At 66.4% G+C, this 26,029-nt stretch carries 21 protein-coding genes, 1 tRNA gene and 2 pseudogenes; 9 read left to right on the top strand and 15 right to left on the bottom strand.

The features are described from left to right. Positions 1-22 precede the first annotated feature (22 nt). Positions 23-87 (top strand) — tRNA-Phe (locus tag MPSD_RS28295). A 241-nt stretch (positions 88-328) separates the two neighbouring features. On the opposite strand, the gene MPSD_RS24780 is transcribed toward MPSD_RS28295, so the two are convergent. The 4 genes from MPSD_RS24780 to MPSD_RS30335 all read right to left on the bottom strand — a co-directional run bounded on the left by MPSD_RS24780 (position 329) and on the right by MPSD_RS30335 (position 6,186). Next, complete coding sequence (locus MPSD_RS24780; protein WP_086085195.1) at positions 329-754, bottom strand: hypothetical protein; 426 nt, start codon at positions 752-754, stop codon at positions 329-331. Then, a complete protein-coding gene (locus MPSD_RS24775) occupies positions 754-1,422 on the bottom strand; it encodes a nucleotidyltransferase domain-containing protein (RefSeq protein WP_020785882.1) in 669 nt (222 codons plus the stop codon). The genes MPSD_RS24780 and MPSD_RS24775 overlap by 1 nt, the downstream gene beginning before the upstream one ends. A gap of 406 nt (positions 1,423-1,828) precedes the next feature. After that, positions 1,829-5,563 carry a methionine synthase gene (gene metH, locus MPSD_RS24770; protein WP_020785883.1) on the bottom strand — a complete coding sequence of 1,245 codons (3,735 nt, stop codon included), beginning with the start codon at positions 5,561-5,563 and terminating at the stop codon, positions 1,829-1,831. A gap of 488 nt (positions 5,564-6,051) precedes the next feature. After that, positions 6,052-6,186: a hypothetical protein gene (locus MPSD_RS30335; RefSeq protein ID WP_012396361.1), complete on the bottom strand. Its 135-nt coding sequence runs from the start codon at positions 6,184-6,186 to the stop codon at positions 6,052-6,054. 428 nt (positions 6,187-6,614) lie between these two features. On the opposite strand from MPSD_RS30335, the gene MPSD_RS24760 reads away from it, so the two are divergent. Then, entirely contained in the window at positions 6,615-7,976 is a 1,362-nt protein-coding gene (locus tag MPSD_RS24760) for a DEAD/DEAH box helicase (protein ID WP_036427119.1), read from the top strand. Between the two features lie 92 nt (positions 7,977-8,068). After that, positions 8,069-8,272, top strand: coding sequence for a cold-shock protein (locus tag MPSD_RS24755; RefSeq protein WP_012396359.1), 204 nt, complete (start codon positions 8,069-8,071; stop codon positions 8,270-8,272). 268 nt (positions 8,273-8,540) lie between these two features. On the opposite strand, the gene MPSD_RS24750 is transcribed toward MPSD_RS24755, so the two are convergent. The 5 genes and pseudogenes from MPSD_RS24750 to MPSD_RS24730 form a co-directional block, all read right to left on the bottom strand. Further along, positions 8,541-10,112 carry a PE family protein gene (locus MPSD_RS24750; RefSeq protein WP_232022664.1) on the bottom strand — a complete coding sequence of 524 codons (1,572 nt, stop codon included), beginning with the start codon at positions 10,110-10,112 and terminating at the stop codon, positions 8,541-8,543. A gap of 295 nt (positions 10,113-10,407) precedes the next feature. Further along, positions 10,408-11,703: an amidohydrolase family protein gene (locus tag MPSD_RS24745; RefSeq protein WP_174524134.1), complete on the bottom strand. Its 1,296-nt coding sequence runs from the start codon at positions 11,701-11,703 to the stop codon at positions 10,408-10,410. Positions 11,704-11,717: 14 nt separating this feature from the next. Further along, on the bottom strand, positions 11,718-12,932 hold the full coding sequence (locus MPSD_RS24740; RefSeq protein WP_012396356.1) for an amidohydrolase family protein: 1,215 nt from the start codon (positions 12,930-12,932) through the stop codon (positions 11,718-11,720). A 2-nt stretch (positions 12,933-12,934) separates the two neighbouring features. Further along, positions 12,935-13,749: pseudogene (locus tag MPSD_RS24735) on the bottom strand (acetoacetate decarboxylase family protein). Then, positions 13,746-14,683, bottom strand: a pseudogene (locus MPSD_RS24730) (SDR family oxidoreductase). Before MPSD_RS24730 ends, MPSD_RS24735 begins: the two co-directional pseudogenes overlap by 4 nt. A 187-nt stretch (positions 14,684-14,870) precedes the next feature. On the opposite strand from MPSD_RS24730, the gene MPSD_RS24725 reads away from it, so the two are divergent. The 6 genes from MPSD_RS24725 to fni all read left to right on the top strand — a co-directional run bounded on the left by MPSD_RS24725 (position 14,871) and on the right by fni (position 19,939). After that, positions 14,871-15,431, top strand: a complete 561-nt coding sequence (locus MPSD_RS24725) for an AAA family ATPase (protein ID WP_012396353.1) — start codon at positions 14,871-14,873, stop codon at positions 15,429-15,431. A 189-nt stretch (positions 15,432-15,620) separates the two neighbouring features. Beyond that, a complete protein-coding gene (locus MPSD_RS24720; RefSeq protein ID WP_012396352.1) occupies positions 15,621-15,863 on the top strand; it encodes a hypothetical protein in 243 nt (80 codons plus the stop codon). 43 nt (positions 15,864-15,906) lie between these two features. Further along, positions 15,907-17,391 carry an amino acid permease gene (locus tag MPSD_RS24715; protein WP_086085748.1) on the top strand — a complete coding sequence of 495 codons (1,485 nt, stop codon included), beginning with the start codon at positions 15,907-15,909 and terminating at the stop codon, positions 17,389-17,391. An 81-nt stretch (positions 17,392-17,472) separates the two neighbouring features. Further along, positions 17,473-18,075, top strand: a complete 603-nt coding sequence (locus MPSD_RS24710; RefSeq protein WP_012396350.1) for a helix-turn-helix domain-containing protein — start codon at positions 17,473-17,475, stop codon at positions 18,073-18,075. Beyond that, entirely contained in the window at positions 18,069-18,776 is a 708-nt protein-coding gene (locus MPSD_RS24705) for an RES family NAD+ phosphorylase (RefSeq protein WP_015357233.1), read from the top strand. The genes MPSD_RS24710 and MPSD_RS24705 overlap by 7 nt, the downstream gene beginning before the upstream one ends. 116 nt (positions 18,777-18,892) lie before the next feature. Next, positions 18,893-19,939, top strand: coding sequence for a type 2 isopentenyl-diphosphate Delta-isomerase (fni, locus tag MPSD_RS24700; RefSeq protein WP_020785894.1), 1,047 nt, complete (start codon positions 18,893-18,895; stop codon positions 19,937-19,939). A gap of 9 nt (positions 19,940-19,948) precedes the next feature. Here fni and MPSD_RS24695 read toward each other — a convergent pair whose 3' ends face one another. Genes MPSD_RS24695 through crtI form a run of 6 tightly spaced genes read right to left on the bottom strand, consistent with a single transcriptional unit; the run spans position 19,949 to position 26,025 of the window. After that, positions 19,949-20,500, bottom strand: a complete 552-nt coding sequence (locus MPSD_RS24695; RefSeq protein WP_015357231.1) for a MarR family winged helix-turn-helix transcriptional regulator — start codon at positions 20,498-20,500, stop codon at positions 19,949-19,951. A 45-nt stretch (positions 20,501-20,545) separates the two neighbouring features. After that, positions 20,546-22,855: an MMPL family transporter gene (locus MPSD_RS24690; protein ID WP_020785895.1), complete on the bottom strand. Its 2,310-nt coding sequence runs from the start codon at positions 22,853-22,855 to the stop codon at positions 20,546-20,548. Then, the gene (locus MPSD_RS24685; protein ID WP_020785896.1) at positions 22,849-23,223 is read right to left on the bottom strand and encodes a lycopene cyclase domain-containing protein; all 375 of its coding nucleotides are present in this window, start codon (positions 23,221-23,223) and stop codon (positions 22,849-22,851) included. Before MPSD_RS24685 ends, MPSD_RS24690 begins: the two co-directional genes overlap by 7 nt. After that, complete coding sequence (locus tag MPSD_RS24680) at positions 23,220-23,543, bottom strand: lycopene cyclase domain-containing protein (RefSeq protein WP_020785897.1); 324 nt, start codon at positions 23,541-23,543, stop codon at positions 23,220-23,222. Before MPSD_RS24680 ends, MPSD_RS24685 begins: the two co-directional genes overlap by 4 nt. After that, complete coding sequence (locus MPSD_RS24675; protein ID WP_020785898.1) at positions 23,540-24,499, bottom strand: phytoene/squalene synthase family protein; 960 nt, start codon at positions 24,497-24,499, stop codon at positions 23,540-23,542. The genes MPSD_RS24680 and MPSD_RS24675 overlap by 4 nt, the downstream gene beginning before the upstream one ends. Then, a complete protein-coding gene (gene crtI / locus MPSD_RS24670) occupies positions 24,496-26,025 on the bottom strand; it encodes a phytoene desaturase family protein (protein WP_020785899.1) in 1,530 nt (509 codons plus the stop codon). The genes MPSD_RS24675 and crtI overlap by 4 nt, the downstream gene beginning before the upstream one ends. Positions 26,026-26,029 lie beyond the last annotated feature (4 nt).

Raw genomic sequence — 26,029 nt, 5'->3', positions numbered from 1 at the left:
CGCGCAGCATCGAATAAACCGCAGGTCAGCGGCTAATCCGTCCGCCTGAAAAGCGGAAGGTCGGCGGTTCGATCCCGCCCCTGGCCACACTCTTTGACCTGTATGGACACGATGACTGCACCCTATGGATGGGTGGTCTTGTCCGGTTCCTGTCGGTTCGCCTGGTTTCGTGCGACGTCGTGGAGCCGATCGAGGTTGGTGGCTACGTGGTCGAGTTCATCTGAGAGAGATCGCTGTATACATTCGCCGGCTGGCGTTGGTATGGCGCAGGTCGTGGATCGTGAGCGGCGCCAGGCCGGTCTTCTTGATGGCCTTGTTCCAGTGGGGGTCACCGATCGGGTTGCCGCTGTTTTTCTGTGTCAGGTTTGTGGCTTGCTGACGCGGTGACCCGTTTGGCTGTCTCGACTAGATGGGAAGCAGCGCGGTTCATCTTCTTGCACTCGGCGGTGGATAGATCCTGGTGTGTGTAGGCCGCCTTATTCTTGAGGCCGAGGAGGGTGCTCAGGTATTTTTCGGATCCGCTGCCGGCCGTTCTAAGCAGTGTTATGGCTTCGCTGTGAGTCCCGCCTGACGAATGCACGCCGAGTCGGACGCAGCAGATGACGTCGGACGCGGCGATACCGGCGTCCACGAACAGATCACCCGCCGCGTTGGGCATTTCATCTTCGAGATGCTCAGCGGCGTCGAAGAACTCAACTGCCTTGGACAGGCGCCCCGCGGTGACAACGGAATTGCACTCGCGCGTCCCTGCCATCAGGCCCTCCTCGCCGCCTTGGCCTTGCCTATGGGACGCAGCTGCCTATTGAGCCATGCACGTGTCCCGGAGACGGTCAGGCCTTGCCTAGCCACGTCACTTAGCAGCGGCTCACCGGCGGCGGCTGCGGCGCGAAGCTCATCTTCGGTGTACTCGACGACGCGGCCATCGTTACCAGTCCAGGCGGTGACCGACCGTACTAGTTCGGCCACCCGTTGTTCCCACACCTCCGGTTCCTCTGGATGGCTATCGTGTTCGGGGTCGGAGGCACGCACCAGTAACAGGTCGATGTCGCTGTGGAGAGTCATCCGGCCCGTTGCCGCTGAGCCGAACACGGCGGCGTACTTGAGCGTCTTTCCCCACCCTTTGAGGTGCGCTTCGAGGCGGTCCAGGAACGTTGCGGTCAGCCGCGACAGCGCCAGGATCGGCTCTGCCGCAAGATGTTCGGTGTTGAGTCGGTAGGTGTTGGTTCTACCGACCTGATCATTGAGTACCACACCTTGGGTGGTGAGGCGGGTGAGGACTTTGCGGATGCCTTCCCCTGACGCGGTGGTCAGGATGCGCTGGATCTGGGTGATCGTGAACGTCACCTCGCTGGTCGCCAGAACGCCGAGAACGTCGCCGTCCAACGTCGGCGTCACCGTAGCGAATGGCCGGTTCAGCTGCACCGAGGGCGCTCCCTTGCTTGTAACTAAAGTTAGAGCAATTCAACTATAGTTAGAGCGGTGCTGCAACTATAGTTAGAGATATACAACTAAAGTTGAAATGCTTTTGGGTCTACAATGCGACGGTTGGAAGGGCGGCATACATCGTCGCGTTCGGACTTCACCTCGCGCGGCGCCGCAAAAGTGGCTGACATTTCGACCCGGCCCGATCGTGCGTCAGGACCGCGGGATCAGATGGCGGACTCGGTAGCGCGGCGCTCTGGCCGCATTAGGGCGCTCTCAAGCGCCGCGCCGCCACCACACCCGCTCTACCGGTCCGGCCATCTCCCGTCCGGCTCAAACTCCCAATGAATCTGTCGCCCTTGCCAGGCCGCTCGGGCCGCGCAGCGGCGGCTTCTCGGTGGAGCCCTCAGTCCTCCGGGTTGTAGCCGAGGTTGGGGCCCAGCCAGCGCTCGGCCTCCGGCAGGGTCCAGCCCTTGCGCTTGGCGTAGTCGGCGACCTGGTCCTGGGCCATCCGGCCGACCACGAAGTACTGCGACTGCGGGTGCGAGAAATACCAGCCGCTGACGGCGGCACCGGGCCACATCGCCATCGACTCGGTCAGCTCGATGCCGGTCCGCTTGGTCACGTCCATCAACTCGAACAGCGTCGTCTTCTCGGTGTGCTCCGGGCAGGCCGGGTAGCCCGGCGCCGGGCGGATGCCGACGTACCTCTCACCGATGAGCGCCTCGTTGTCCAGTTGCTCGTCGGGCTGGTATCCCCAGAACTCCTCGCGGACCCGCTGGTGCATCCGCTCGGCAAACGCCTCGGCCAGCCGGTCGGCGATCGACTCCAGCAGAATCGCGCTGTAGTCGTCGAGCGCCTCCTTGAACTCCACGATCTTGGTCTGGCTGCCCAGCCCCGCGGTGACGGCGAAGGCGCCGACGTAGTCGGCAAGACCGGTGTCCTTGGGCGCGATGAAGTCGCCCAGCGACCGGTTCGGAATGCCGGCCCGGTGCTCACCCTGCTGGCGCAGGTTGTGCAACGTGGTCAGCACCTCGGCACGGGTCTCGTCGGTGTACACCTCGATGTCGTCACCGACCGCGTTTGCCGGGAAGAACCCGATCACCCCGTTGGCGGTGAGCCACTTCTCCCGGATCAGGGTGTCGAGCATTTCTTGAGCGTCGTTGTACAGCTTGCGGGCGGCCTCGCCGGTGGCCGGATTGTTGAGGATGTCGGGGAATCGGCCCTTCATCTCCCAGGCGTTGAAGAACGGCTGCCAGTCGATGTACTCGCGCAACTCGGCCAGGTCGTAGTCATGAAACTCGCGCACCCCGAGACCTTGCGCGGGCAGCGGCGGCGTGTAGCCGTCCCAGTCGATCGGCGTCCGGTTGGCGCGGGCCTTCTCCAGCGTCAGCATCGGCCGCTCGTTCTTCTGCGAGTGCCGCTCGCGCAGGGCCGCGTAGTCGGCCGCGGTGGCCTCCAGCAGGCCCGGGCGCTGCTTGTCGTCGAGCAACGCGGCGGCGACGGGCACCGAGCGGGAGGCGTCCTTGACCCACACCACCGGGCCGCTGCGACGCGGCGCCACCTTCACCGCCGTGTGCGCGCGTGAGGTGGTCGCGCCGCCGATCAGCAGCGGGATCTGCATTCCCTCGCGTTCCATTGCGGCGGCGAAGTTGACCATCTCGTCCAGGGACGGGGTGATCAGGCCGGACAGCCCAATGATGTCGGCGTCGTACTCCCGGGCCGCGGCCAGGATCTTCTCGGCGGGCACCATCACTCCGAGGTCGACCACGGTGTAGTTGTTGCACTGCAGCACCACCCCGACGATGTTCTTGCCGATGTCGTGGACGTCGCCCTTGACGGTCGCCATGATGATGATGCCGTTGGTCTTGTCCTGCTCCGTGGAGCCGGACTGCGCCTTCTCCGCCTCGATGAACGGCAGCAGGTAGGCCACCGCCTTCTTCATCACCCGGGCCGACTTCACCACTTGGGGCAGGAACATCTTGCCCGCGCCGAACAGGTCGCCGACCACGTTCATGCCGTCCATCAGCGGACCCTCGATCACCTCGATCGGGCGGCCACCCGCGGCGGCGATCTCGGCCCGCAGTTCCTCGGTATCGGCGTCGACGTGCGCGTCGATGCCCTTGACCAGGGCGTGCGTGATCCGCTCGCGGACGGGAAGGCTGCGCCACTCGGCCGCGGCCGGGTCTTCGGGCTTGCCCTTGGTGTTGAACCGTTCGGCGATCTCCAACAGCCGTTCGGCCGCGTCCTCGCGACGGTTCAGGACGACGTCCTCGATGCGTTCCCGCAGCTCGGGGTCGATCGAGTCGTAGGGCACCAGCGCGCCGGCGTTGACGATGCCCATATCCAGGCCGGCCTTGATGGCGTGGAACAGGAACACCGCGTGGATCGCCTCGCGAACGGGGTTGTTTCCCCTGAACGAGAACGACACGTTCGAGATACCGCCGGAGATGTGTACCCCGGGAAGGTTCTCCTTGATCCAGGCGCAGGCCTCGATGAAGTCGATGCCGTAGGTCGCGTGCTCCTCGATGCCGGTCGCCAGCGCGAAGCAGTTCGGGTCGAAGATGATGTCCTCGGCCGGGAAGCCGACCTCTTCGGTCAGAATCCGGTAGGCGCGCTCGCAGATCTCCTTGCGCCGCTCCAGGTTGTCGGCCTGGCCCTTTTCGTCGAAGGCCATCACGACCACGGCGGCGCCGTACTTGCGGCACAGCCGCGCCTCGCGGACGAACTTCTCCTCGCCCTCCTTCATCGAGATCGAGTTGACGATCGGCTTACCCTGCACGTTCTTCAGGCCCGCCTCGATGACCTCCCACTTGGAGGAGTCGATCATCACCGGGACCCGGCTGATGTCCGGCTCGGCCGCGATCAGCTTGGTGAACCGATCCATCGCGGCGACGCCGTCGATCATGCCCTCGTCCATGTTGATGTCGATGACCTGCGCACCGACCTCGACCTGCTGCAGGGCGACCGACAGGGCGGTGTCGTAGTCCTCGGCCTTGATCAGGTTGCGGAACCGGGCGGATCCGGTGATGTTGGTGCGCTCGCCGATGTTCACGAACAGGGAGTCGTCGGTGATGTTCAGTGGCTCCAGGCCCGAGAGCCGGGTGGCCACCGGGATCTCCGGCAGCTCGCGGGGTGCCTTGCCCTCCACGACCTTGGCGATCTCGGCGATGTGCGGCGGCGCCGTCCCGCAGCACCCACCGACCAGGTTGACCAGGCCGGCGTCGGCAAACTCGGCGATGTAGCCGGCCTGATGCTCGGGGGTCTCGTCGTACTCGCCGAAGGCATTGGGCAGACCGGCGTTCGGGTAGCAGGAGACAAAGGTGTCCGCGATCCGGGCCATCTCGGCGATGTAGGGCCGCATCTCCGGCGCACCCAGGGCGCAGTTGAGGCCCACCGCGATCGGCTTCGCGTGCCTGATCGCGTTCCAGAATGCTTCGGTCACCTGACCGGACAGCGTTCGCCCGGAAGCGTCGGTGATGGTGCCCGAGATGATCACCGGCCAGCGGCGTCCGCGGTCCTCGAACAGCGTTTCGACGGCGAACACCGCCGCCTTGGCGTTCAGGGAGTCGAAGATGGTCTCGATGATGATTATGTCGGCGCCGCCGTCGACCAGGCCGTTGGCGGCTTCCAGGTAGGCGGCGACCAGTTGGTCGTAGGAGACGTTGCGGGCTCCGGGGTCGTTGACGTCTGGCGAGATCGATGCGGTCCGCGTCGTCGGCCCCAGCGCCCCGGCCACGTAACGGGGCTTCTCCGGGGTGCTGAACTCGTCGGCGGCCGCCCGCGCCAGGGCCGCGCCGGCGTAGTTGAGTTCGTAGGCCAGCTCGGCCATGTCGTAGTCGGAGAGCGAGACCGCGTTCGCGTTGAACGTGTTGGTCTCCAGAATGTCGGCGCCCGCCTGCAGGTACTCGCGGTGGATTCCCTCGATGATCTGCGGCTGCGTCAGGCTGAGCAGGTCGTTGTTGCCCACCAGATCGCTCGGCCAGTCCTTGAACCGCTCGCCTCGATAGCCGGCCTCATCCGGGCGGTCCCGCTGGATCGCCGTGCCCATCGCCCCGTCGATCACCATGATCCGCTGGCCGAGGGTGGCCGTCAGTGCGTCGGTGCAGTCAGGGCGGATATTCGGCTCAAAGGCGCTCACGTTTATTCCCTCCGTAGCGGAAGGCGTCCTTGACTCTGCCGAGCGTGGCGGATACCGGCGGGGAACCGGCGAACCGTTGCAACGCCTCTCGACCCACAAAAGTCTACGTCGTCACGCGGCGGTTCGTTGCTTGTGCTAAGTGTCCGAGCTTCGGCGGGCGGTTATCACCACCGAGGCCGCCCAGGCTCGGACACCATCACCGGTGCCAAACGAGCGCGTCGCTGGCCCGGTTCGGTTCAACTCCTGGGGCATGGTTTGCCGGGCCCGAGCTTGGGCGCCGGACAGTGACACAATCGTCGCCGAGACTGCGCTGATGCGTGATCCCGCCGCCGATACCTCAGAAGGTGTCGCTGCCAACGCTTCTGGTGCCACGCTGGCCCGAAACACAAGTGGCACCAGGTAGCGGTGCACGAACGATCACTACATCGGTTGGCGGCCAATAGGTTTGATCGAGGTGACCTTGGCGCGCGGCCAGTCGTCTCGAATGATTACGTCGCCGAGGTGGCAGATCCGTTGTCGGGCCGGTCTGAAAACGTCGGGTAGCTGACCGGTTGGCCAGAGGTTTCGCCCGGGGCGATGTATTCCGGTGTCTCCGGGTGGGAGAACAGGTTCGAGTTGTCCACTTGGTGTCCTTCCAATGAAGGGGTCGGCTGGTTAGCACTGTCGACAGAAGGACGAACGACGACGATCGTATCGCGCGCAGGTCTTCCTGGTGGTGCGTTGAAGAGTTGCGATCACCGCTAGAGCGCGGTTCATACATAACTGTACGGGCAGTGATGTTGGGCACTCACGCCCACCCGGCGGCGGTGGTGGGCACGTCCGAGGTCGCTGTGCTGTTATGCTGCTAACAACGTTGACCGTTGCATTCGATGGTCAGCACGTCGTGAAACGCTTCTTCACCCCCCGTGCTCGCCCTGCTTTCGGGGCTGATGCCGGCGCAGTTCGTATCTCGGCGATCGATTTTGCCCACCGGCAATTTCGCCACCTTGTACTGACCGAACGCGCGTATCTCGCTGCCCACTCGGCGGAACCGATCCTGAAAGACATCAAATTGACTACTGGTACGACCTTTGCTGATCTCGGCGTGGGCGAATCGCTCATCGAGGTGCTCGCCGCCCGCGGGATCAGCCATCCCTTCCCTATCCAGATCGAAACGCTGCCCGACACGCTCGGCGGCCGAGACGTCCTCGGCCGCGGCAAGACCGGCAGTGGCAAGACGCTGGCCTTCTCCCTTCCGATGGTCAGCAGGCTGGCCGGGCGCCCGCGCCGCCCAGCCCGGCCCACGGGTCTGGTTCTTGCCCCCACCCGGGAGTTGGCCAGCCAGATCACCGCGACGCTGCAACCTTTGGCCGCGGTCAATGGCCTGCGGGTGACCACGATCTTCGGTGGGGTGCCGGAAGGCAGGCAGGTGACGGCGCTCAATTCCGGCGTCGACATCGTCGTGGCCTGCCCGGGCCGGCTGGAAGACCTGATGAAGCAACGATTGATCAGCCTCGACTCGATCGAGATCACGGTGATCGACGAAGCCGATCACATGGCCGATCTCGGTTTCCTGCCCGGGGTCACCCGCATTCTTGCGGCCACCCCGAGCGGCGGGCAGCGACTGCTGTTCTCGGCGACCCTGGACAACGGGGTCGACAAGCTGGTCAACCGATTCCTGCATGACGCCGTGCTGCACTCGGTCGATAGCTCCGATTCGCCGGTGCCCCAGATGGTCCACCACGTGTTCCACGTCTCGGGCGCGGCAGCCAAGAAGGACCTGGTGCACCGCCTTGCCTCGGGTACCGGCCGCCGAATCCTGTTCATGCGCACCAAACATCAAGCGCGCAAGCTTGCCAAGCAGCTCACCGAATCCGGTGTCCCGGCCGTCGATCTGCACGGCAACCTTTCCCAACCCGCCCGCGATCGAAACCTCGCCGCCTTCAGCAAGGGTGAGGCGCGGGTGCTGGTCGCCACCGACATCGCCGCCCGCGGCGTGCATGTCGACGGCATCGAATTGGTGGTGCACATCGACCCACCCGCCGAGCACAAGGCTTACCTGCACCGGTCCGGCCGCACGGCGCGGGCCGGGAACGCGGGTGACGTCGTGACCGTCGTGCTGCCCGAGCAGCGCAAGGACACTCATGCGCTGATGCGTCGTGCCGGAATCCGGGTCACTCCGCAAGAGGTCACCGCCGACTCGGCCGCCGTACATGAGCTGGTCGGTGACATTGCGCCCTATCAAGCTCCCGCGCCGAAGCAGGTGGCGGCACTGAAGAAGGCGGGCGCACCGAAAAAGGGGGCCGCGCCGAAGAAGGGGGCCGCGCCGAGGAATGGTGCGGCGCCGCATGGTTCGCCGCGGCCGAGGTCCGCGGGTTCCGGCAGCCGCCGACGGGGTCCCCGGCCTGGTCGTATGCGTCAGGAAACGTCATAGGACGCAATCAGTTTCAATGATTGCGGCTTGCGCTACGCTAGTTGTCCGGTCGTTGTTGGTACGTCCGGTAGTTAAATGAAAGAAGTAAGTGAATGGCACAGGGAACTGTGAAATGGTTCAACGGAGAAAAGGGCTTCGGCTTCATCACTCCTGACGACGGCACGAAGGACCTCTTCGTCCACTACTCGGAGATCCAGGGCAGTGGCTATCGCTCGCTCGAGGAGAACCAGCGGGTTCAGTTCGAGGTTGAGCAAGGTACCAAGGGGCCCCAGGCGGTAGGAGTCAGCGCCGTCTAGGAACCCCTCGCAAATCTTCGGGGAAATCCAGCCTTAGCGGCTCATCCACTCGATGGGTGTGCCGTGTGACCGGCCCGGATCGGGTCGGTGACGGTTCGCTGGGTTCCCCGAACGGAAGCTGTAGCACTTCCCCCGGCTGTTTCGCTGTGCGCCCAACAGGGCTTCGGTAGCGGTACCGCCGGGGGAAGTCGGCCGTGCTCGATCTGGTCGTTGAACCAGGGGAGCGCGCGCACAAACCCCCAGCAAGATCACCTCGGCCCGGCAGGATCTACGGGGCTTGGCCGCCGTGCCCGCCGTTGCCGCCCCAGCCGCCGAAACCGCCGTCACCACCGGATCTGAAGAAAAGCGCGCCCTTCGGGCGGGTGCCGCCGTCGCCGCCGTTGCCCCCGTTGCCGCCGTTGAAACCCCAGCCGCCATACCCGCCGTTGCCGCCGTCGATGTCGGGTTGATCGCTGGTGGTGGAGCCGTTGCCGCCATCGCCGCCGTCACCGCCGTCGCCCATGGTTCCCTGGACACCGTGGGCGGCCCTGGTGGCGCCGTCACCGCTGAGGCCGCCCTGCCCGCCACTGCCCCCGTAGGCGCCGTTCCCACCGTTACCGCCATCCCCTCCGGAGCGCCACGACGGGTCACCGGAATGGCCGTCACCTCCATCGGCGCCGTTGCCGCCCATACCTCCGGTACCGGCGGCGCCGTCGTGGAATCCCTCGGCGAGGGCATGACCGCCAGCGCCACCGGCCCCGCCGTCGCCGCCGTTGCCGCCGCGCGCACCGGCCCCGCCGGAACCGCCGCGGTCTCCCGGAAACTCCCCGGCCGACCCGGCTTGGCCGTCACCGCCGATGCCGCCGGCGCCGCCGGTGCCGCCGATTCCGCCGGCACCACCGTGGCCTTTGATGTGTCCGCCATCGCCGCCGATCCCGCCCACACCGCCATTACCGGCATCGCCGGCCCTAAACCCTTGCGCGCCCGGGGTTCCGCCGGGTGAGCCGGGGCCGCCGGCCCCGCCCTTGCCGCCGGGCCCGCCATCGCTGCCCCGCCCGCCGGGCGCTCCGGTGGCCCCGGGGCCACCATCGCCGCCACGGCCACCGTCACCGATCCCGCGGGCATCCCCACCCGGACCACCCGCGCCACCGGCCACGGTGGGGTCAAACGAAGCCGCCCCGGGACTACCCGGCCCGCCATCACCGAACACCAAACCCCCATCACCACCGGCCCCGCCGGCCATCATGGCCACACCCGAGTTAGCCCACCCGGCCCCACCGGCACCACCAGCACCGATCAACCCCGCATCCCCACCACGGCCGGCCGCACTGGTGGCCGTGGCCGCCGCCCCCGGGCCGCCATCACCGAACAACCACCCCCCGGCCTGCCCGGCACCACCATCGACACCCGCGACCCCCGCCGCCCCGTTGCCGATCAACTCCCGGCCGGTCAACGACTCAAACGGCGCATTGACCAACGGATCGAGCAGCTCACCCGCCGGACTGGCCAGCCAGGCCTGCCCCAGCGTTTGCACCGGCTCCGCCAACACCTGAAACTGCCCATCGGCCACCGCCGCCGCCGCGGCGGTCTCGGTCTCCAGATAGGCGGTCCTGGCCGCATCCAGGATCTGCACGAAACGCTGATGGAACTGCTCCAACTGGGCGCCGAAGAGCTGGTAGTCCTGCCCCAGACCGCGGAACAACCCCACCACCGCCACCGACACCTCATCACCACCGGCGGGCACCATCGTGGTGGTCGCCGCCGCCGCGGCCGCGTTGGCCACCCCGATCGAGGACCCGATACGCGCTAAATTCCCCACCCCGTCGGCCACCACCTGCGGGGCCACCCTGACCAACGACACCACACCCACCGCCCCTTCAGCCCACCACACCCAACACCGATCGGCCGACGATATCGACGCAGGTCAACGACCTATCCACGAATCACCAAGATCACCACAACACGAAAAACACCCACCGGCGCACCACCGCACCCCCCGTCGCAGCCCACCCACCACCGACTGCACCCACCCCCCAACCACACCCCACAACGTCTCACCCATGAGAAAACGTGTGCGCTCGATGAGGCGCGCCCGGTCAGCGCGCGGCGACTAATGGCTGGACGACACCGCGGAAACCGGTGTCCCGTGAGGGGCCCTAGTTCTGCACCAGGTCAGCCAGCGGCTCCGCGCCGGTAAGCCAGTGCCGGCGCGCCTGGCGGGCCGCCTCCCACTTGGGGACGCTCACCGCATCGTCTTGGCCCAGGTCCGCCGGGGTAGGACCGATGCGCCCGGCCAGCGGAGCCAGTGCGTCCAGATCGAAGTTGTACACCTCGGCCGCCGCCAGGCCCAGGATCTGGCGGGTCTCGTCGATGGGGATGTCCCAAAACGATCGCCGCAGCCATTCCCGGGTGTGCGGCCAGGTCCCTTCCGGATGCGGAAAGTCGCTGCCCCACAGCATGTTGGACACCCCGATCTCGTAGCGCCGCGCCAGCTCCCGGCGCTCGGTGGTGGTGGCCCCGATAAAACAGTTGCGGTCGAAGTAGGCCGAGGGGGGCATCGTCAGGTCGCCCTCCAGCAGATGGCTCATCTTCTTGGCCGAGTGCTCCCGCAGGTACCGCGTGTCCATCAGCCACAGCAGGTCGTTGGCCCAAAACGCGCCACACTCGGTGGCGCCCCAGCGCAGCCCGGGGAAGCGCTCGAACACCCCCGACCACAACGCGAACCACAGCGGGCGGACTCCCCACCAGCGCACCTCGGTGACATAGATGCCCAGGTGCTCGCCGTACTCCTGCTGCGGGGCGGCGCCGACGTGGGTGTGTACCGGCATCTGCAGGTCCTGGCAGGCGGCCCAGACCTTGTCATAGCGACGGTCGTGGTAAGGCGGGTAGCTGGCCCACAGGGCGGGAATCATGATCCCGCCCCGCAGCCCCGACTCCGCCGCCCGGGTGATCTCGGCGACCGCCGCGTCGACGTCGGCCAGGATCGGCACCACCGCGACGCCCGCGCGGCGCTCGGGGCTGTGGCTGAACAGCTCGGCCAACCAGCGGTTGTGGGCCCGCGCCCCGGCCATGGCCCGCCCCGGGTCGAGCGAGCCCGACTGGGCCAGACCGGCGCCGAAGGGCGCGCCGGCGACCCCGGAAACGGCGTCGGCGTCGGGGAAGATGACCTCGCCGACCACCCCGTCGCTGTCGAGCTCCTTGTCCCGCAGGCCCACATCCCAGCCACCGGCGATGCCCTCGCCGTGCTCGGAGAACCAGTCCTGCGCGAACTGTTCGTCGATGAACCCACCGACCTGCGACGCGGCGGCCTTCTCGGCCAGGTAGACCTCGAAGTCCTCGCGGTAGTCGGGGTCGACGTACTCGCGGTACTGCTCGGTCGGCAGCTCGGCGTGGCAGTCCGCGGAGATGACCACATACGGTTCCAGGGGGTTCGGGGCCTTACGGGCTTCCATGGAGAGTCCTCTCGCTACCAGGCGCGGATGGGGTCGGGCTCGAACGCGGTGCTGCTCGCGTCGGCGGGGATGGCTGCCAGTGGCTCGGCGACTTCGGTGACGGTTGGGCCGATGCGGGCGGCCAGCGGCGCGAGGGCCTGCAGATCGAAGCCGTAGACGGCCGCCGCATTCCCGCCCACCATGGCCGCCACCTCGTCGGGGTCGACGTCGCTGAAGGTGTGGCGCAGCGCTTCCCGGCTGTAGGGAGCGGTCCCTTCCATGTGTGGGTAGTCGCTGCCCCACATGATGCGGTCGACACCGATTCGGTGGCGCTGTGCACATTCGACCGGGCGCAGGAAGCTGGCGCCGACGTAGCACTGGCGGGCCCAGTACTGGCTGGGCTGCAGCGGCAGCGAGCCGGCGGTGGGCCCGGCGAAGCGGGCGATGGCCGAATTGGGCCGCCGGTAACGGGCTGCCGCCACGTCCAGTGAGTCGAGGGTCGCCGGTATCCACCCGGTGCCTTGCTCGGTCAGGACCACGGTGAGATCCGGATAGCGATCGAGCACGCCGCTGAAGATCAGGTGCCAGAGCGCGCGATGTGCCCACCAGTGCGACTCGTACACCCACACCGCCAGCGAGCTACCCCATCCGTCGATCGGGCTGGGTCCGGCATTGCCGCCGTGGTGGTTGATCACCAGGCCCGCCTGCGCGCACGCCGCCCAGAGCGGCTCCCAGTGCTCGGCATACAGCGCGGGGATGCCGGTGCCGGGGGCAACCCCGGGCAGCAACACGCCGCCGCGCAGCCCCAGCTTGGCGATCTGTGCCACTTCGGCGACGGCCTCGTCGACGTCCCCGAGCAGGATCTGGCCCACCCCGGCGCGCCGTTCGGGGGACAACGAGCAGAAGTCCGCCAGCCAGCGATTGTGCGCACGCAGGCCGGCCCACCGCAGTTCGAGGTCCCGGGCGGTACTCGGTGGGGGAGCGGCCAAGCTGCCCTGCGGGAAGAACGGCGGCACCGTATTGGGGAAGATGACCTCTCCCGCAACGCCATCGGAGTCCAGTTCCGCGTTGCGACGATCGCTGTCCCAGTTGTGTTCGGCGTCCGGCTCGCTGAGGTCGCCGAACGGATTCACAAACGTCTTGGCCCAGTCGTCGAACTCGTCTTGGTACTTCGCCTCGAGATACTCGCGGTAGTCGAGCAGGTCCGCCCCGGCGTGGCAGTCAGCCGAAATAACCGTGTATCGGTCCATGGCTATGCCTGGGCCGGCTCAGGGCTGGGGGGCGTGGCCGGGGCTGGGGCGTCATGGGGTTCGTCATAGCGCTGGTGCACATAGGGCAGCAGCCACTCCTGGGGTACCCGGGTGGCGATCCGACCCACCTGGATGGTGCGCCGGCGGCACCAGGTGATCGACCTGATCTGGCGAATCACGATGTCGGCCACGGGGTCCAGCGGAGACTCGCCGAGCTCGAGGCTGCCGTCGATGTTCTCCAGCAGCTCGTAGTGGCGGTGATATTCGCCGTAGACCAAGTGCGGGTCGGTGATGCCGTTGCCGTCGGGGGAGCGCAGGAACTTGAAGTAGAACTCGGTGTTCACCTGGTCGGGCGGCAACGGCGCGCCGCCGCTCACCTGACCGCTGACGGTGATCAGCCGATAGCCCATCCGGTCAACGGTGGCGCTGACGCGGCTACCGGCATGGTCGACCTCGATGTGGGCCAATTTCTTTGGTTCACCGAATGTTTCGCGCCCACCGGTGACCGACTGTTCGGTGGACTGGGGCATGAAAAGGGGTAATCGCCCTGCAGGTCGCCGTGCCGGGCGGTCACCGCAAACACCGCCGACCCGAATGGCGGGCGGCCCGCTATCTGGACCCGCTGCAGCTGGACCCGCACCAGCGGTTCGTCGGCCGGCTGCAGCGGTTTGGGCAGCACGGCCGCGACGATCTGCGGATCGGTGAGGTAGGTGACGGTCACCGCCTCGGTGGCGATGGGTGCCTTGGTGGCATCGATCTCATGGTCGACTTGCGCTTCGGGTGGGCGGGGACCATAGCGAACTGCGTTGGTAATCAACGCTTTCCTCCTTCGGTTTCCGGCTCCTTGGCGGCGTTGCGGCCGAGCACATCCACCAGGTAGTCGGGGTCGGCGCGGGCCACGATCGATGCCGCCTTGCGGGTGACCACCTCATCGGCCGGTGTGGGCGGGCCCATCATCCAGAACCGGTCGGCTCGTATTCCCTCCACCACTTGGTCGGCGACCGCGGCGAGCGGGGTGAACTCGACGCGGGCGCCGGCGGCCTCGAAGCGACCCACGACGTCGGCCAGGGTGTGCTCGGGGGTGCGGCGCGTCTGGGTCGCGGCGTAGCGCTGTGGCCGGTGCCGCCATGACTCCCAGATGCCGGTGTTGAGGAAACCGCCGGGGAAAAGGGCATGCGCCCGCACCCGCGTCCCGGTCATCTCCAGGTGGGTGTAGAGGCTCTCGGTCAGGCAGAGCACGGCGGCCTTGGTCATCGGATAGACCGCCATGGCCGGCCCGCCCATGGCCCCCGGGCGATCGGCGCGAACCCGCCGTTGCCCGAGCAGGTGTTCACCACGTGTCCCTCGCCGCGCTCGAGCAGGATGGGCACGAAGGCTTTGATGCCGTGGATGACGCCCACGACGTTGACATCTATCCCCCAGTGCCAGTCGGCTAGGTCGTGTTCCCACATGTAGCCCTCGGAGACCCCGCCGGTGCCGGCGTTGTTGCACACCACGTGCACCGCGCCGAATCGGTGCAACGTCTCCTTGGCCAACGCCTCGACCGAGGAATAGTCGGTAACGTCGGTAACCACGCCGACCGCCTCGATGCCCTCGTCCGTGAGTGCGCGGGTCGCCCGGTCCAGCGGTTCGGCGAGGACGTCGGCGAGCACCACCTTCATGCCTTCCATGCCGAAGCGCTTCCCCAGGGCTCGGCCTATGCCTCCGGCCCCGCCGGTCACCACGGCCACCTTGCCTTGAAGGTCCTGCATCGAGGCATCCACTGAGGCATCCATTGAGGCAATCGTCACATCTTGCAGATGTTGCCTCAAGGGGTTGAATCGGGAAGGATTCCGGCTCCGGCCGCGGGGTCTCCCGTCCACGCCACCACCCCATCGGGTCGCGTCGAGCCGCGCCCGCGGCGATTACCGTCTACCGACACCGAGGAAACCAACGAAATTGACCCGCCGATACATTCTCACCGGCACGCCTGGAGCGGGTAAGACGTCGATCTTGCGGCGGCTCGCACAGCTCGGACACGCCGTCGTGGCGGAGGCCGCCACCGATGTCATCCTCGGTCGGCAGGCGCGCGGCGAAGACGCACCCTGGACGGGTGCGACCAAAGCGTCGTTTATCGACGAGGTTGTCGAGACACAGCGCCGGCGCCAAGTTGCGGCCGACCCGACGGGCCCCGGCGTTTGCTTCTTTGACCGCTCGCCGGTGTGCACCCACGCGCTCGCCGTCTATCTCGGGCTGCCCGTTTGCGCGGCGCTGACGGCCGAGCTTGACCGGATTGCCGCCGAGCACACCTATCAGCGGCAGGTCTTTTTCGTCCGGAACTTGGGCTTCTGCCAACCCACCACGACCCGCCGAATCGACATGGCGGAGGCGTTGAGGTTCGAACGAATCCACGAAGACAGCTACCGCGAATTCGGTTATCAACTCATCGATATTCCGGCCGACCGGCTCGACCGTCGGGTCGCGACGATCAGCCGGATGATCTCGCCGCTCGCGCCGTGACCACCCCGCGACCGCGGCGGGCCGGGACACGACGCAACTGATCGGTGGCCATTGTCGCGGCAAAGGCGCAGCGGATTGGTCGTATAGCACAAGGGGTGGGTTGGCGGGTCGGTTGCCCAACAGGACATGATCGTCCACACCGTGTTTACTTAGTCCACATTCGTTCGCCACCCGACGAGGTTTTTATCCATGCGCTTTGTTGATTTCAAGGCCAAGACGCCGCTTATCGGAATGTCGATGGTCTTTGGTGCCATGGCACTTGTCGCGGTTACCGCATACCTGCACGCAGGTTGGTATTCGATCATCGGCTATGCGATCGCCGCCGCGGTGGCGGCGTTCGGCTTCATCTTTACGTTTCGTGATATTCCGACACCACCACACACTCCGGGCCCGGACGATCCCGCGGGCTCGGAACCTGCCCCCGGCGGCTGATCCCCACAGCCAGCGACCGAACTGGGAAAGAGGCATCTGAGCGTTGAGAACCCCGTCGAGCCCGACCCATCCCGATGACATCGCTCTCGCGAGCGAAGATGCCGGCTATCACAAGAGCCTTAAGCCGCGCCAGCTACAGATGATCGCGATCGGCGGTGCGATTGGCACCGGCCTGTTCCTTGGCGCCGGTGGACGGCTGGCCAGCGCCGGTCCGGCACTGTTTCTGGTCTACGCGGTCTGTGGAGTGTTCGCCTTCCTGATCTTGCGGGCGTTGGGTGAACTCGTGCTGCACCGGCCGTCGTCGGGCTCGTTTGTCTCCTATGCGCGCGAATTCTTCGGCGAAAAGGCGGCCTATGTCGCCGGCTGGATGTATTTCCTGAACTGGGCGATGACCTCGATTGTCGACTCGACAGCGATCGCCACCTACTTCCATTTCTGGCGGGTGTTCGAGGGCATCCCGCAGTGGGTGCTGGCGTTGTTCGCGCTGGGTATCGCGTTGAGCATGAACCTGATCTCGGTGACCCTGTTCGGTGAGATCGAGTTCTGGGCGGCCCTGATCAAGGTGGTGTCGCTGCTGACTTTCCTGGTCGTGGGCACCATATTCCTGGCCGGCCGTTACCCCGTCGATGGTCATTCCACCGGTCTCGGCCTGCTCGCCCACGGCGGCGGACTCTTCCCGTACGGCCTGCTGCCGCTGGTCGTCGTCACCTCGGGCGTGGTCTTCGCCTATGCGGCGGTCGAGCTGGTCGGCACGGCAGCGGGGGAGACGGCGGAGCCGGAGAAGGTGATGCCGCGTGCCATCAACTCGGTGATCGCGCGTATTGCCCTGTTCTACGTTGGATCGCTGTTCTTGCTCGGCCTGCTGCTGCCCTACGCCGACTACAAGGCCGGTGAGAGCCCGTTTGTCACCTTCTTCGGCAAGATCGGGGTCACCGGCGCCGGCTCGATCATGAACGTGGTGGTGATGACCGCGGCGTTCTCCAGCCTCAACGCGGGTTTGTATTCGACCGGGCGCATCCTGCGGTCGATGGCGATGAACGGCAGTGCCCCGAGTTTCACCGCACGGATGTCGCAACGAGGAGTTCCCTACGGCGGGATCTGTCTGACGGCTGCCATCGGCCTGATCGGGGTGCTGCTCAACGGCGTCGTGCCCGAGATGGCTTTCGAGATCGTCCTCAATATCGCGGCGCTGGGCATCCTCGCGTCCTGGGCAACCATCGTGTGCTGCCAGATCCAGCTGTTCCGCTGGTCGAAGCAGGGCATCGTGTACCGGCCGTCGTTTCGGATGTGGGGCGCGCCCTACACCGGTTATCTCACCTTGGTGTTCCTGTTCGCGGTGCTGGTTCTGATGGGGTTCTCCTACCCAATCGGCACCTGGACGGTGGCGACCCTGGGACTGATCATTCCGATGCTGATCGGCGGTTGGTTCCTGGTCCGCGACCGCGTGCTGGAGATTGCGCGCAGACGTATCGGCTATACCGGTGAATTTCCCGTGGTTGCCAACCCAGGGCCGATGGACAAGAAATAGCGGAATCCGGCGGTGACTGCCGGGCCCGATCGGGCGCGATGAGGCCGTGTTTGCTTGGTTATCTTGGTATAACCTCGAGGTATGGTCACCCGCACCCCGACGCGTAAGGCGGCGCCGCGACGGCGTCAGCGGGCCAGCGCGTCGGCCGCACAGCTGAGTTCCGCGGTGCACGCGGTGTTGGACGCGGCGCCCGCGTCGGTCAAAGCGGGCTTTGTAGAAGCCGTCGCGGCACGGGACACGGGCGGTCTGGACGAATCGTTGTGGGGTAGTGCGCCAACCGCCAAGGAGATGAGCAGCGCTGCGCTGCAGGCATTGCAGGACGACTTCGTTGCCCGCCGAGAATTGCTGACCATGTCGCTGTCGACGGCGGAGGTTGCCGAGTTGCTCGACATCTCCAGCCAGGCCGTGCTTGACCGGATCACCGGTGGCGACCTGATCGGTCTCAAGGACGGGCGCCAGTGGCGAATACCCATGTGGCAGCTCAACGCCGGGGCACAACGCGGCTTTCTGTCGGGAATCGCCGAACTGCGACAGGCCTTTCCGGGGGGAATCGTCGCCTTGAGCAAGTGGGCCGCCACGCCGAACCCGGAACTGGGTGACATCACACCGGCCGATGCCCTGGCCGCCGGTCGCGTCGACGATGTGATCGCGGTGGTGGCGAAGTCGACCGCGGCGGCGTGGTAGCCGACCTCGGCGAACCGAATCGTCCGCTCTCAGGTGGTCGGGTCTGGACGTGGAAGTGGCCGGAAACGCTGAGCGCCCGCGGCTGGCAGTGGTGCCGGGTCTATCACCTGTCCGCGCACACCCCGGACGCCATCACCCATCGCGCCTTCGGGCCGCTGCACCGCCTCGACCACCACACGCCGCCGGCAGCTCATCCGGCGATCTGTCCCGAGGGAAGATCTGTGCTCTACGTTGCCGGCACCCTGGCCACCGCGCTGGGCGAGGTCTTTGGTGACCTGGGCGAGGCCGCCGTCTGTCCCCGGTTTCGCGTCGGGCTGTTGCGTCCGCGCACCGAGATCGTGGTGCTGGATCTGCGATCCGAGGGCGCCGCGATGCGCATTGGCGCGTTGCCGTCGCTGGCCACCGGCGCCTATCCACGGGTTCGCACTCAGGCCTGGGCACGGGCCATCTACGAAGATCAGCCGGCGCGCCGCCCGGTACACGGTGTCTACTACCACGCCGCGCACAGCAACGGTCGCGCGCTGGCGTTGTGGGACACCGATGGTGCTGTCGACCATGTGCGGACTCGCGCGCGCCAGCGCCAGGACTTCGCGCTGGCCGACGCGGCTATCTGGCCTCGGGTTCTGGTGGCCGCCGCCGAGCTCGCGATGACCGCCGCACGGGTCGATTCCTGCCCGTTGTGTGACATTTCGGCAACTTGACCAAACCGCGCGCGCGGTAGGCTCTGTGACATCAGTGACGGCGTCGTTGAACCCCAAGAAGGACTCGCATTGCTTGCCGCGACGAGGATCATGATGGCGACGGCCGGTGCTGCCCGATGACCAACGACCCGGCCGAGATCTCCAGCCGTAAGCGCCGGCACATCGACGTGTGCCTCAACGACGAGGTCAACTACGTCGGCGTGACGACCGGGCTCGAACGCTACCGCCTGCCCTTCAACGCACTGACCCAAACCAGCCTCGCCGACATCGACTTGTCGGCCGAGTTTTTTGGCGCGCCATTGCGTGCCCCGGTCCTGATCGGCGCGATGACCGGCGGTGCCGAGCTGTCCGCGATGATCAACCGAAATTTGGCCACCGCCGCGCAGCGCCTCGGTATCGGAATGATGCTGGGCTCGCAGCGGATCATGCTCGACGATGCCCGCGGGCAGCGGGCGGCGTCGAGTTTCGCGGTGCGCGAGGTGGCACCCGACGTGTTGTTGATCGGCAACATCGGTCTGGCTCAGTTGACCAAGGCCGCGGTTCCCGCGGTGGCCGCCGCGCTGCGCCGGGTTGGCGCGAATGCACTTGCGGTGCACGCTAACTCACTGCAGGAAGCGATGCAGCACGGTGGTGATACCGACTTCTCCGGGTCGCTGGGCCGGCTGCGCGACGCGGCCGACCTGCTGGACTATCCGGTGCTGCTCAAGGAGGTTGGCCACGGTATCGGGGCCGCGGCCGTCGCGCAGCTGCTGCGGCTGCCCGGCGGGCTGCCGGTATCGGGTATCGACGTGGCCGGCGCCGGAGGAACCTCATGGTCGCGGGTGGAGCAGTTGGTTCGCTACGGCGAGCTGCGCTATCCGGAATTGGCTGACTGGGGTATCCCCACCGCTGAGGCGATTGTCGAGGTGCGCCAAGCGTTGCCGGCTGTCCCGCTGGTCGCCTCCGGTGGCATCCGCACGGGAATGGATGCGGCCAAAGCGATCGCCCTGGGCGCCGATGTGGTCGCGATTGCCCGCCCGTTGCTTGCGCCGGCGATCGAATCCGCCACGGCGGTGCAGGATTGGTTGCAGCTGTTCCTCGACGAACTCCGAGTCTGCCTGCACTGTTGCGGTGCGCCGGATCTCACGTCGCTGCGCGACATCGGTGTGACAGCCATCCGGTAGCCGAGCGGTTTAGGGGCTTTCCGCCTGCGCCGGCGTTTTGCGGGGGCGCCCCGATGTCGGCGCGGGCGACTCGTAGAGCTCCTTTTCGAAGGTCTCCATCCCGTCCATCATCGCCGTCAACACCCGGTGTGCGGCCCGCAGATCGCGGTCGGACAGATCAGCCATCGCCTCGCGCATGTGGTCGCCGAGCGGCATGAAAAACTTGTGTGCGAGCTCCAGGCTGCTTTGCTCGAAGCGAAGGTGTGATTTGCGCCGGTCGTCCGGATCGGCTTCGCGGCGGATGTGCCCGGCATGGATCATCCGATCGGCAAGATAGGTGATCGCAGCGGCCGAGACGTCCAATCGCTGGCTGAGCTGGGCCGGTGTCACGGGTGTCCCCGCGGTCTCGGCGACCATGATGTGCAGCAACGCCTGGAAGTCGCCGTGGCTGAGATCGTTGTGTCGGGCGTAGTAGCGGCCGACACGGTCAGAATGAGCGGTGATTGAGCGCAGATCAGCCGATAACAGCCGCTCCAGCTCGGCTCGACTCGGCTGTCGATTCACAGCGACGCGCTTGGTCACCTGCCTGCATCCTTTTCGGGCGATAGAGCGACTAGCTTATCGCCCCTATCGCGGCGACCGGTGCACGTGGTCGTCGACGCGGCGATTGCTGTCGAATTTGCTGGAGTTGCCGCCGACGGCACCGTCGCTGGGGCCGGTTTGGCCCGCGGATCGGTCGGCACCGCTGCGGCTGTGCCACCGTTCCAGTGGTTTGGGTGCCCACCAGTTCAATCCGCCAAACACATGCATGAACGCGGGCACCAGCAGCACCCGCACCAATGTGGCGTCGACCAGCACCGCAATGGTCAGACCCACCCCGAACATCCGCATGAAAGACACCTCTGCGGAAATCAGGCCGGCAAACGAGATCGACATCAGCAACGCCGCGGCGGTGATGACCCGGCCGGTGTGGGCCAGGCCCAGAGCGATGCTCTCATCGTTGTCGGCGCTTTGTTGAGGTGATCCAAGCCAGAACTCGCGGATGCGGGACAGCAGGAAGACTTCGTAATCCATCGACAAGCCGAAGGCGATGCAGAACATCAGCACCGGGATATTGGCGACCAACGTGCCGGTTGGTGTGGTACCCAGCGCGCCCAGATGGCCGTCCTGAAAGATCCAGACCAGGGCGCCGAAAGCCGCTGTAAGCGAGAGCATGTTGAGCACCACCGCCTTGATCGGTAGCAGCACACTGCCGGTGAGCAGGAACAGCAGCACCAGTGTCACGATCGCGATGAAGCCGAACACCATGGGTAGCCGCGAGGTAATCCCATTGACGGAGTCGCGGTTCATCTGTGCGACGCCGGTCATTTGCACCGCGGTGTCGCCGGGCAGCGCCACGGCGTGCAGACGATCCAGCTGGTTCGCCGAGGCCTTGGTGTACAGCGGCGCGGTGCTCTCCACGGTCAGGTACGCGCTGCCGGCGGCCATCGCGGTCGGTGCGGAGGGCGGGCCCCGCAACTCGCCGGCAACGAAGGTGCCCGTCGGCGCCGAGACCGCCGACACATCGGATACCTCGGACAATTGGGCGGCGTAGTGATTGAGATCCGGTTTGGTCAGCCCGGCGGTGTCGGTGATGACGACGGTGACTCTGCTCGCCGAGTTCGAGCCGAAATCGCTGCGGATTCGGTCACTGACCATGCGTGCCGACGCGGACGGCGGCAGCACGCGGTCGTCCGGATAGCCCCACTTGATGTTGAGGAACGGGATTCCCAGCGCGATCAACAACACGATGATGGCCAGGCCCACCGGAATCGCGTGGCGGGTGACCAGTTTGGCCGTGCGGTACCAGAAACTCTGCGCAACGGGCCGCGGCGGCGGTTCCGGACGCCCAAGCAGCCGCCGGCCCAGTTTCCAGACGTTGAGCGCGTCGAGCCGGTCGCCGAGCAGCACGATCACCGTTGGTGCGACCACCATCGCGGCCAGGGCCGAAAACGCCACGACCGCAACCCCGGCGTAGGCGAAGGACTTCAGGAAGTACATCGGGAACAGCGCCATCGCGACGAGCGAGAGCCCAACCGTCACCGCCGAGAACAGGACGGTGCGGCCGGCGGTTGTCATGGTGCGAACCAGGGCGTCCTCGTGGCTGCGCCCCTCGCCGAGCTCGTCACGGTACCGGCTGATGATCAGCAAGGTGTAGTCGATCGCGAGGGCCATGCCCAGGGCAACCGTAACATTTAGCGCGAAGATCGACACATCGGTCACCATCGCGACACCGCGCAGCACCGCCAGGGACCCCAGAATGGCGAAGCCGCCCACGGCCACCGGTAGGGCCGCGGCCAGCAAGCCCCCGAACACCCACACCAGCGCGGCGAAACTGACCGGGACCGCGATGAACTCCATTCGCAGCAAGTCCTTTTCGGTCTGATGGTTGACCTGTGCATAGACCATCGCGGACCCACCGGCCTGCACCGTCACCCCACCGCGGTCGTGCGCCAACCGCTGCGCCTGCGCCTGCGCGTGCCGGGGTGCGCTGTTTTCGTCGCCCTTGAGCGCGACCAGAATCAGCGCCGATTTCCCGTCGGCGCTGGGCATGTCCGGCGGCGGTTGCGGTGTGTCCCAAGGCGATGCCACCTGCGCCACGAAGGGTGATTGCGCGAGTTGGCGCGCGATATCGGTGCCGACGATGCGCGCCGGGCCATCGCGGACACCGTCATCCGAACTCACCAGCAGCACCATCTCCATGTCGCCTCGATGGAACTTGTCGGCGAGCACCGCCGCGGCACGCGCGGATTCCGACGATGGATCCAGAAACCCCCCGGCGGCCAGGCTATTTGCCGCCGGGATGCCGAAGATGGCGGTGCCGATCATGACCAGGATTACCACCGTGATGACCCGCCGTGGCGCGGAGAGGGAGAGTCGGGCCATTCTGGTCAACATGTCTTGTCCTCGAGGCTGTGCTTCTCGTGGCAGCCCGCCTGACTCGGCGGTACGGGCTCACCGGGTTCCCGTTGTCGCTCCCACAGCAGCAGAACGGCAGTGACCATTGCGAAGCCGAACAGGAAGTCTTCAATCGGGATGTCGAACGGGAACCGCAGGCCGGTGATCTGCCGCTCGTCGTAGCTGACGATGGGAGCGCTGAGCTTGGTAAGCCAGCCGTCGACCGGAACCTGAAAGCCCAGCACTATCACCATCGATAGCCAGTAAGCGGGACGCCGGAACAACCCGGTCCGTAGTACCAACAGCTCCAGGGCGCCAACGCCGGCCACGGCCAGCACGGCCGGCAGGGTGTACCCCAACCCGGTCATCGTCGGCGGAGCCGGTCGAGGATGATGCTGACCGCGTTGAGGGTCAACAGGGCGCAGATGGGGATCACCAGAAAGAACAGGACCTCTTCGATCGGGACCTGAAACGGGACGTTCAGCCCGCTGATGTAGCGCGGATCGTAAGTCCACACCCGTGCGGCAACGGCCAACTCGTCCCAGACCAGGAATGCCGCGGCCACCGGTAGTACCGACCGCAGCAGCCTTCGCGGGCGCCGATATACGCCGGCGCCGAACACTTCCAGCGGCGCGGTGATTGCCAGGCATGCGAGCAGCACCAGCAGGTATTGCCAGCGATCGCTCATGCGGCACCGTACTCGGAGCGATCGGGGATGGCGTCGCTGGTTCGGGCGCGCCATGCTCGTATCAGCCCGGCACCGGCCACCCGCAGACGGCGGGCGGTCCCGACGGTGGCGCGCCGGCCGAACACCGCAAAGTCGTCGCCTTCGATGCGGTCCAGGATTTCCGAATACAGCGTCAAAGCCGTCGCGACACAGGGCCGCGACCGCGGCGCCAGCAGTTGGATCCCGGCGGCGGCGAACCGGTAGGTCTCTCTGGTGATCTCGTGTTGGGCGGCCAGAGCTTCGCGTACCCGGCCATCGCTGCGCTGGTTGTGGTGACACCACATCAGCACATCCCGATCAACGCCATATGCGGCGAGTTCGTCGGCGGGCAGATAGATGCGGTTGCGGGCCAGGTCCTCGTCGACGTCGCGAATGAAGTTGGTGAGCTGAAATGCGCGTCCCAGGGCGGCCGCGTAGGGCATGGCCTCTCGTGCCGGAACGACGGTGCCCAAGATCGGGAGTAACTGTAGGCCAATGGCTTCCGCTGAACCGCGCATGTAGGTGTTGAGCGCATCCCGGTCGGGGTAGTCGGTGATGCTGAGGTCCATGCGCATCGACTCCAGGAAATCTTCGAAAAGATCGGCGCCGATGCCGTAGCGGCGTGCGGTGTGGCTGACCGCGGCAAGTACCGGGTTATCAGGATGGCCGGCGCCGGAAAAGAACTGCTGCGCCAGCTGCTGCAGTCGCTGGGCGCGAGTGTCGGGGTCCAGCCGCGGATCGAAGGAGTCCAGAATGTCGTCGGCGTACCGGGCGAACCCGTACAGGGCGTGTACGGGTGGTCGCTGATCCGGTGCCAGCAGTCTGGTGGCCAAAAAGAAGGTGCGCCCGCTGGCGGCGTTGATTCGGCGGCTTTGCTGATAGGCCTCGCGCAACCGGGGATCACCGATCCCGGCGGCGTCCAATTCACTGCGAATCATGACAACTGTGCTTTCAGGTCGAGGTGTCGGATTGATCGGGTGGTGTTTCCCGTGATGCGGTCGGCGGCCAGCCGCCCGGAGATCAACGTCGTCGGAACGCCCACGCCAGGTACCGTCGACGAACCCGCCAGCACCGCGTTGTCGATGCCGCGCACCGTGTTCGCCGGGCGGAAGGGACCGGTTTGGCCGAACGTATGCGCCAGCGCGAACGGAGTACCTGCCGCCATGCCCTGCCGGGCCCAGTCCAGGGGAGTGACGACGTCGAGTAGTTCCACGCTGTCGCGAAAGTCCGGAAGCAGCCGGGAGGCGACGGTGTCGATCATGGATTGCGCGTAGCTACCACCGGCGCTGCCCCAATCGACCCGGCCCGCGGTCAGGTTGGGTGCCGGCGCGAGTAGATAGAGCAGATCTCGGCCCGGCGGTGCGAGGGCGGGATCGCCCGCGGTCGGTCGGGTGACCAACAACGATGGATCTCGCATCAGCCGGCCGTCGCGAATGATGTCGGTGAACGTCTGCTCCCATGCCTGTCCGAAAAGAATCGTGTGATGGGCCGCCGGCTCACTCGCGGTCGAGGCGCTGCGGCAGCCGGCGTGCACGACGACCGCCGACGGTGCCGCGCGTAGCCGGCGAAGCCGGCGGGGGGTTCGGCCCAGTAGGCGGTATGTGGTGGGCAACTCGGTGGTCAACACCACTGCATCGCAGGCAATGCGCTCGCCCCTGTCGGTGCGGACAGCGGTTATCCGCGCGTCGTCGCGCTCGAGTTCGCTTACCTGCGAACCGTAATGAAACTGCACGCCCGCGCAGGCCGCGGCGGCCGCCAGCGCGTCAGGCAGGGCACGAACCCCGCCGCGCGGAAAGAACACCCCCGATATGGTGTCCATATAGGCGATAACGGCATAGGCCGCCAGTGCATCTTGCGGCGCCACCCCGGCGTAGAGGGACTGGAAGGTGAACACCCGACGCAGCCTCGGGTCGGTGATCTGGCGCTTGACCATGCTGTCCCAGTTGCGAAATCCGCCGGCAGCCGCCAGTCGCGCCAGCTGCGGGGTGAGCAGTGATAGGGGCGAATCGAAGTTCGAGCCAATGAAGCCGGCGAATTCGATGCGGTACAGGCGGGTCAACCACTCGCGCAGCCGAAGATAACCGGTAGCTTGCTCGGGACCGGCGAAGTTCTCGATCGCCGCGACCATCCGATCCGCGTCGCAGTGCACATCGATCGAACTTCCGTCGGCGAACATGGCGGTGTAGGCCGGATCGACGGGAAGCAACTCCAGCCGATCCGAGATCGTCTCACCCACGGCCGCAAAGACCTCGTCGATCAGGTCTGGCATGGTGAGAACAGTTGGACCGGTATCGATTCGGTATCCATCGATGTCGAGTCGGCCGGCACGTCCACCCGGCCAAGCCTCGCGTTCGACGACCGTGACGCTGCGGCCGCGGCCCGCCAGGTGTAGCGCCGTGGCCAACCCCGCTAGTCCCGCACCGATCACCACCACGTGATCGGCAGTGCCTTCAATGGTTCGCATCGCG

It is taken from the genome of Mycobacterium pseudoshottsii JCM 15466, assembly GCF_003584745.1.
Taxonomy (GTDB): Bacteria; Actinomycetota; Actinomycetes; order Mycobacteriales; family Mycobacteriaceae; genus Mycobacterium; species Mycobacterium marinum.
Note: the sequence above shows the minus strand (reverse complement) of the source record. Positions and strands in the feature narration are given on the sequence as shown.

Excerpts from the sequence above, each read along its gene's own strand:
- MPSD_RS24780 (WP_086085195.1), bottom strand. The coding sequence starts at position 754 with ATGGCAGGGACGCGCGAGTGCAATTCCGTTGTCACCGCGGGGCGCCTG.
- MPSD_RS24740 (WP_012396356.1), bottom strand. The coding sequence starts at position 12,932 with ATGGACCGATACACGGTTATTTCGGCTGACTGCCACGCCGGGGCGGAC.
- MPSD_RS24690 (WP_020785895.1), bottom strand. The coding sequence starts at position 22,855 with ATGTTGACCAGAATGGCCCGACTCTCCCTCTCCGCGCCACGGCGGGTC.
- MPSD_RS24755 (WP_012396359.1), top strand. The coding sequence starts at position 8,069 with ATGGCACAGGGAACTGTGAAATGGTTCAACGGAGAAAAGGGCTTCGGC.
- crtI (WP_020785899.1), bottom strand. The coding sequence starts at position 26,025 with ATGCGAACCATTGAAGGCACTGCCGATCACGTGGTGGTGATCGGTGCG.
- MPSD_RS24685 (WP_020785896.1), bottom strand. The coding sequence starts at position 23,223 with ATGACCGGGTTGGGGTACACCCTGCCGGCCGTGCTGGCCGTGGCCGGC.
- fni (WP_020785894.1), top strand. The coding sequence starts at position 18,893 with ATGACCAACGACCCGGCCGAGATCTCCAGCCGTAAGCGCCGGCACATC.
- MPSD_RS24720 (WP_012396352.1), top strand. The coding sequence starts at position 15,621 with ATGCGCTTTGTTGATTTCAAGGCCAAGACGCCGCTTATCGGAATGTCG.
- MPSD_RS24680 (WP_020785897.1), bottom strand. The coding sequence starts at position 23,543 with ATGAGCGATCGCTGGCAATACCTGCTGGTGCTGCTCGCATGCCTGGCA.
- MPSD_RS24675 (WP_020785898.1), bottom strand. The coding sequence starts at position 24,499 with ATGATTCGCAGTGAATTGGACGCCGCCGGGATCGGTGATCCCCGGTTG.
- MPSD_RS24710 (WP_012396350.1), top strand. The coding sequence starts at position 17,473 with ATGGTCACCCGCACCCCGACGCGTAAGGCGGCGCCGCGACGGCGTCAG.
- MPSD_RS24745 (WP_174524134.1), bottom strand. The coding sequence starts at position 11,703 with ATGGAAGCCCGTAAGGCCCCGAACCCCCTGGAACCGTATGTGGTCATC.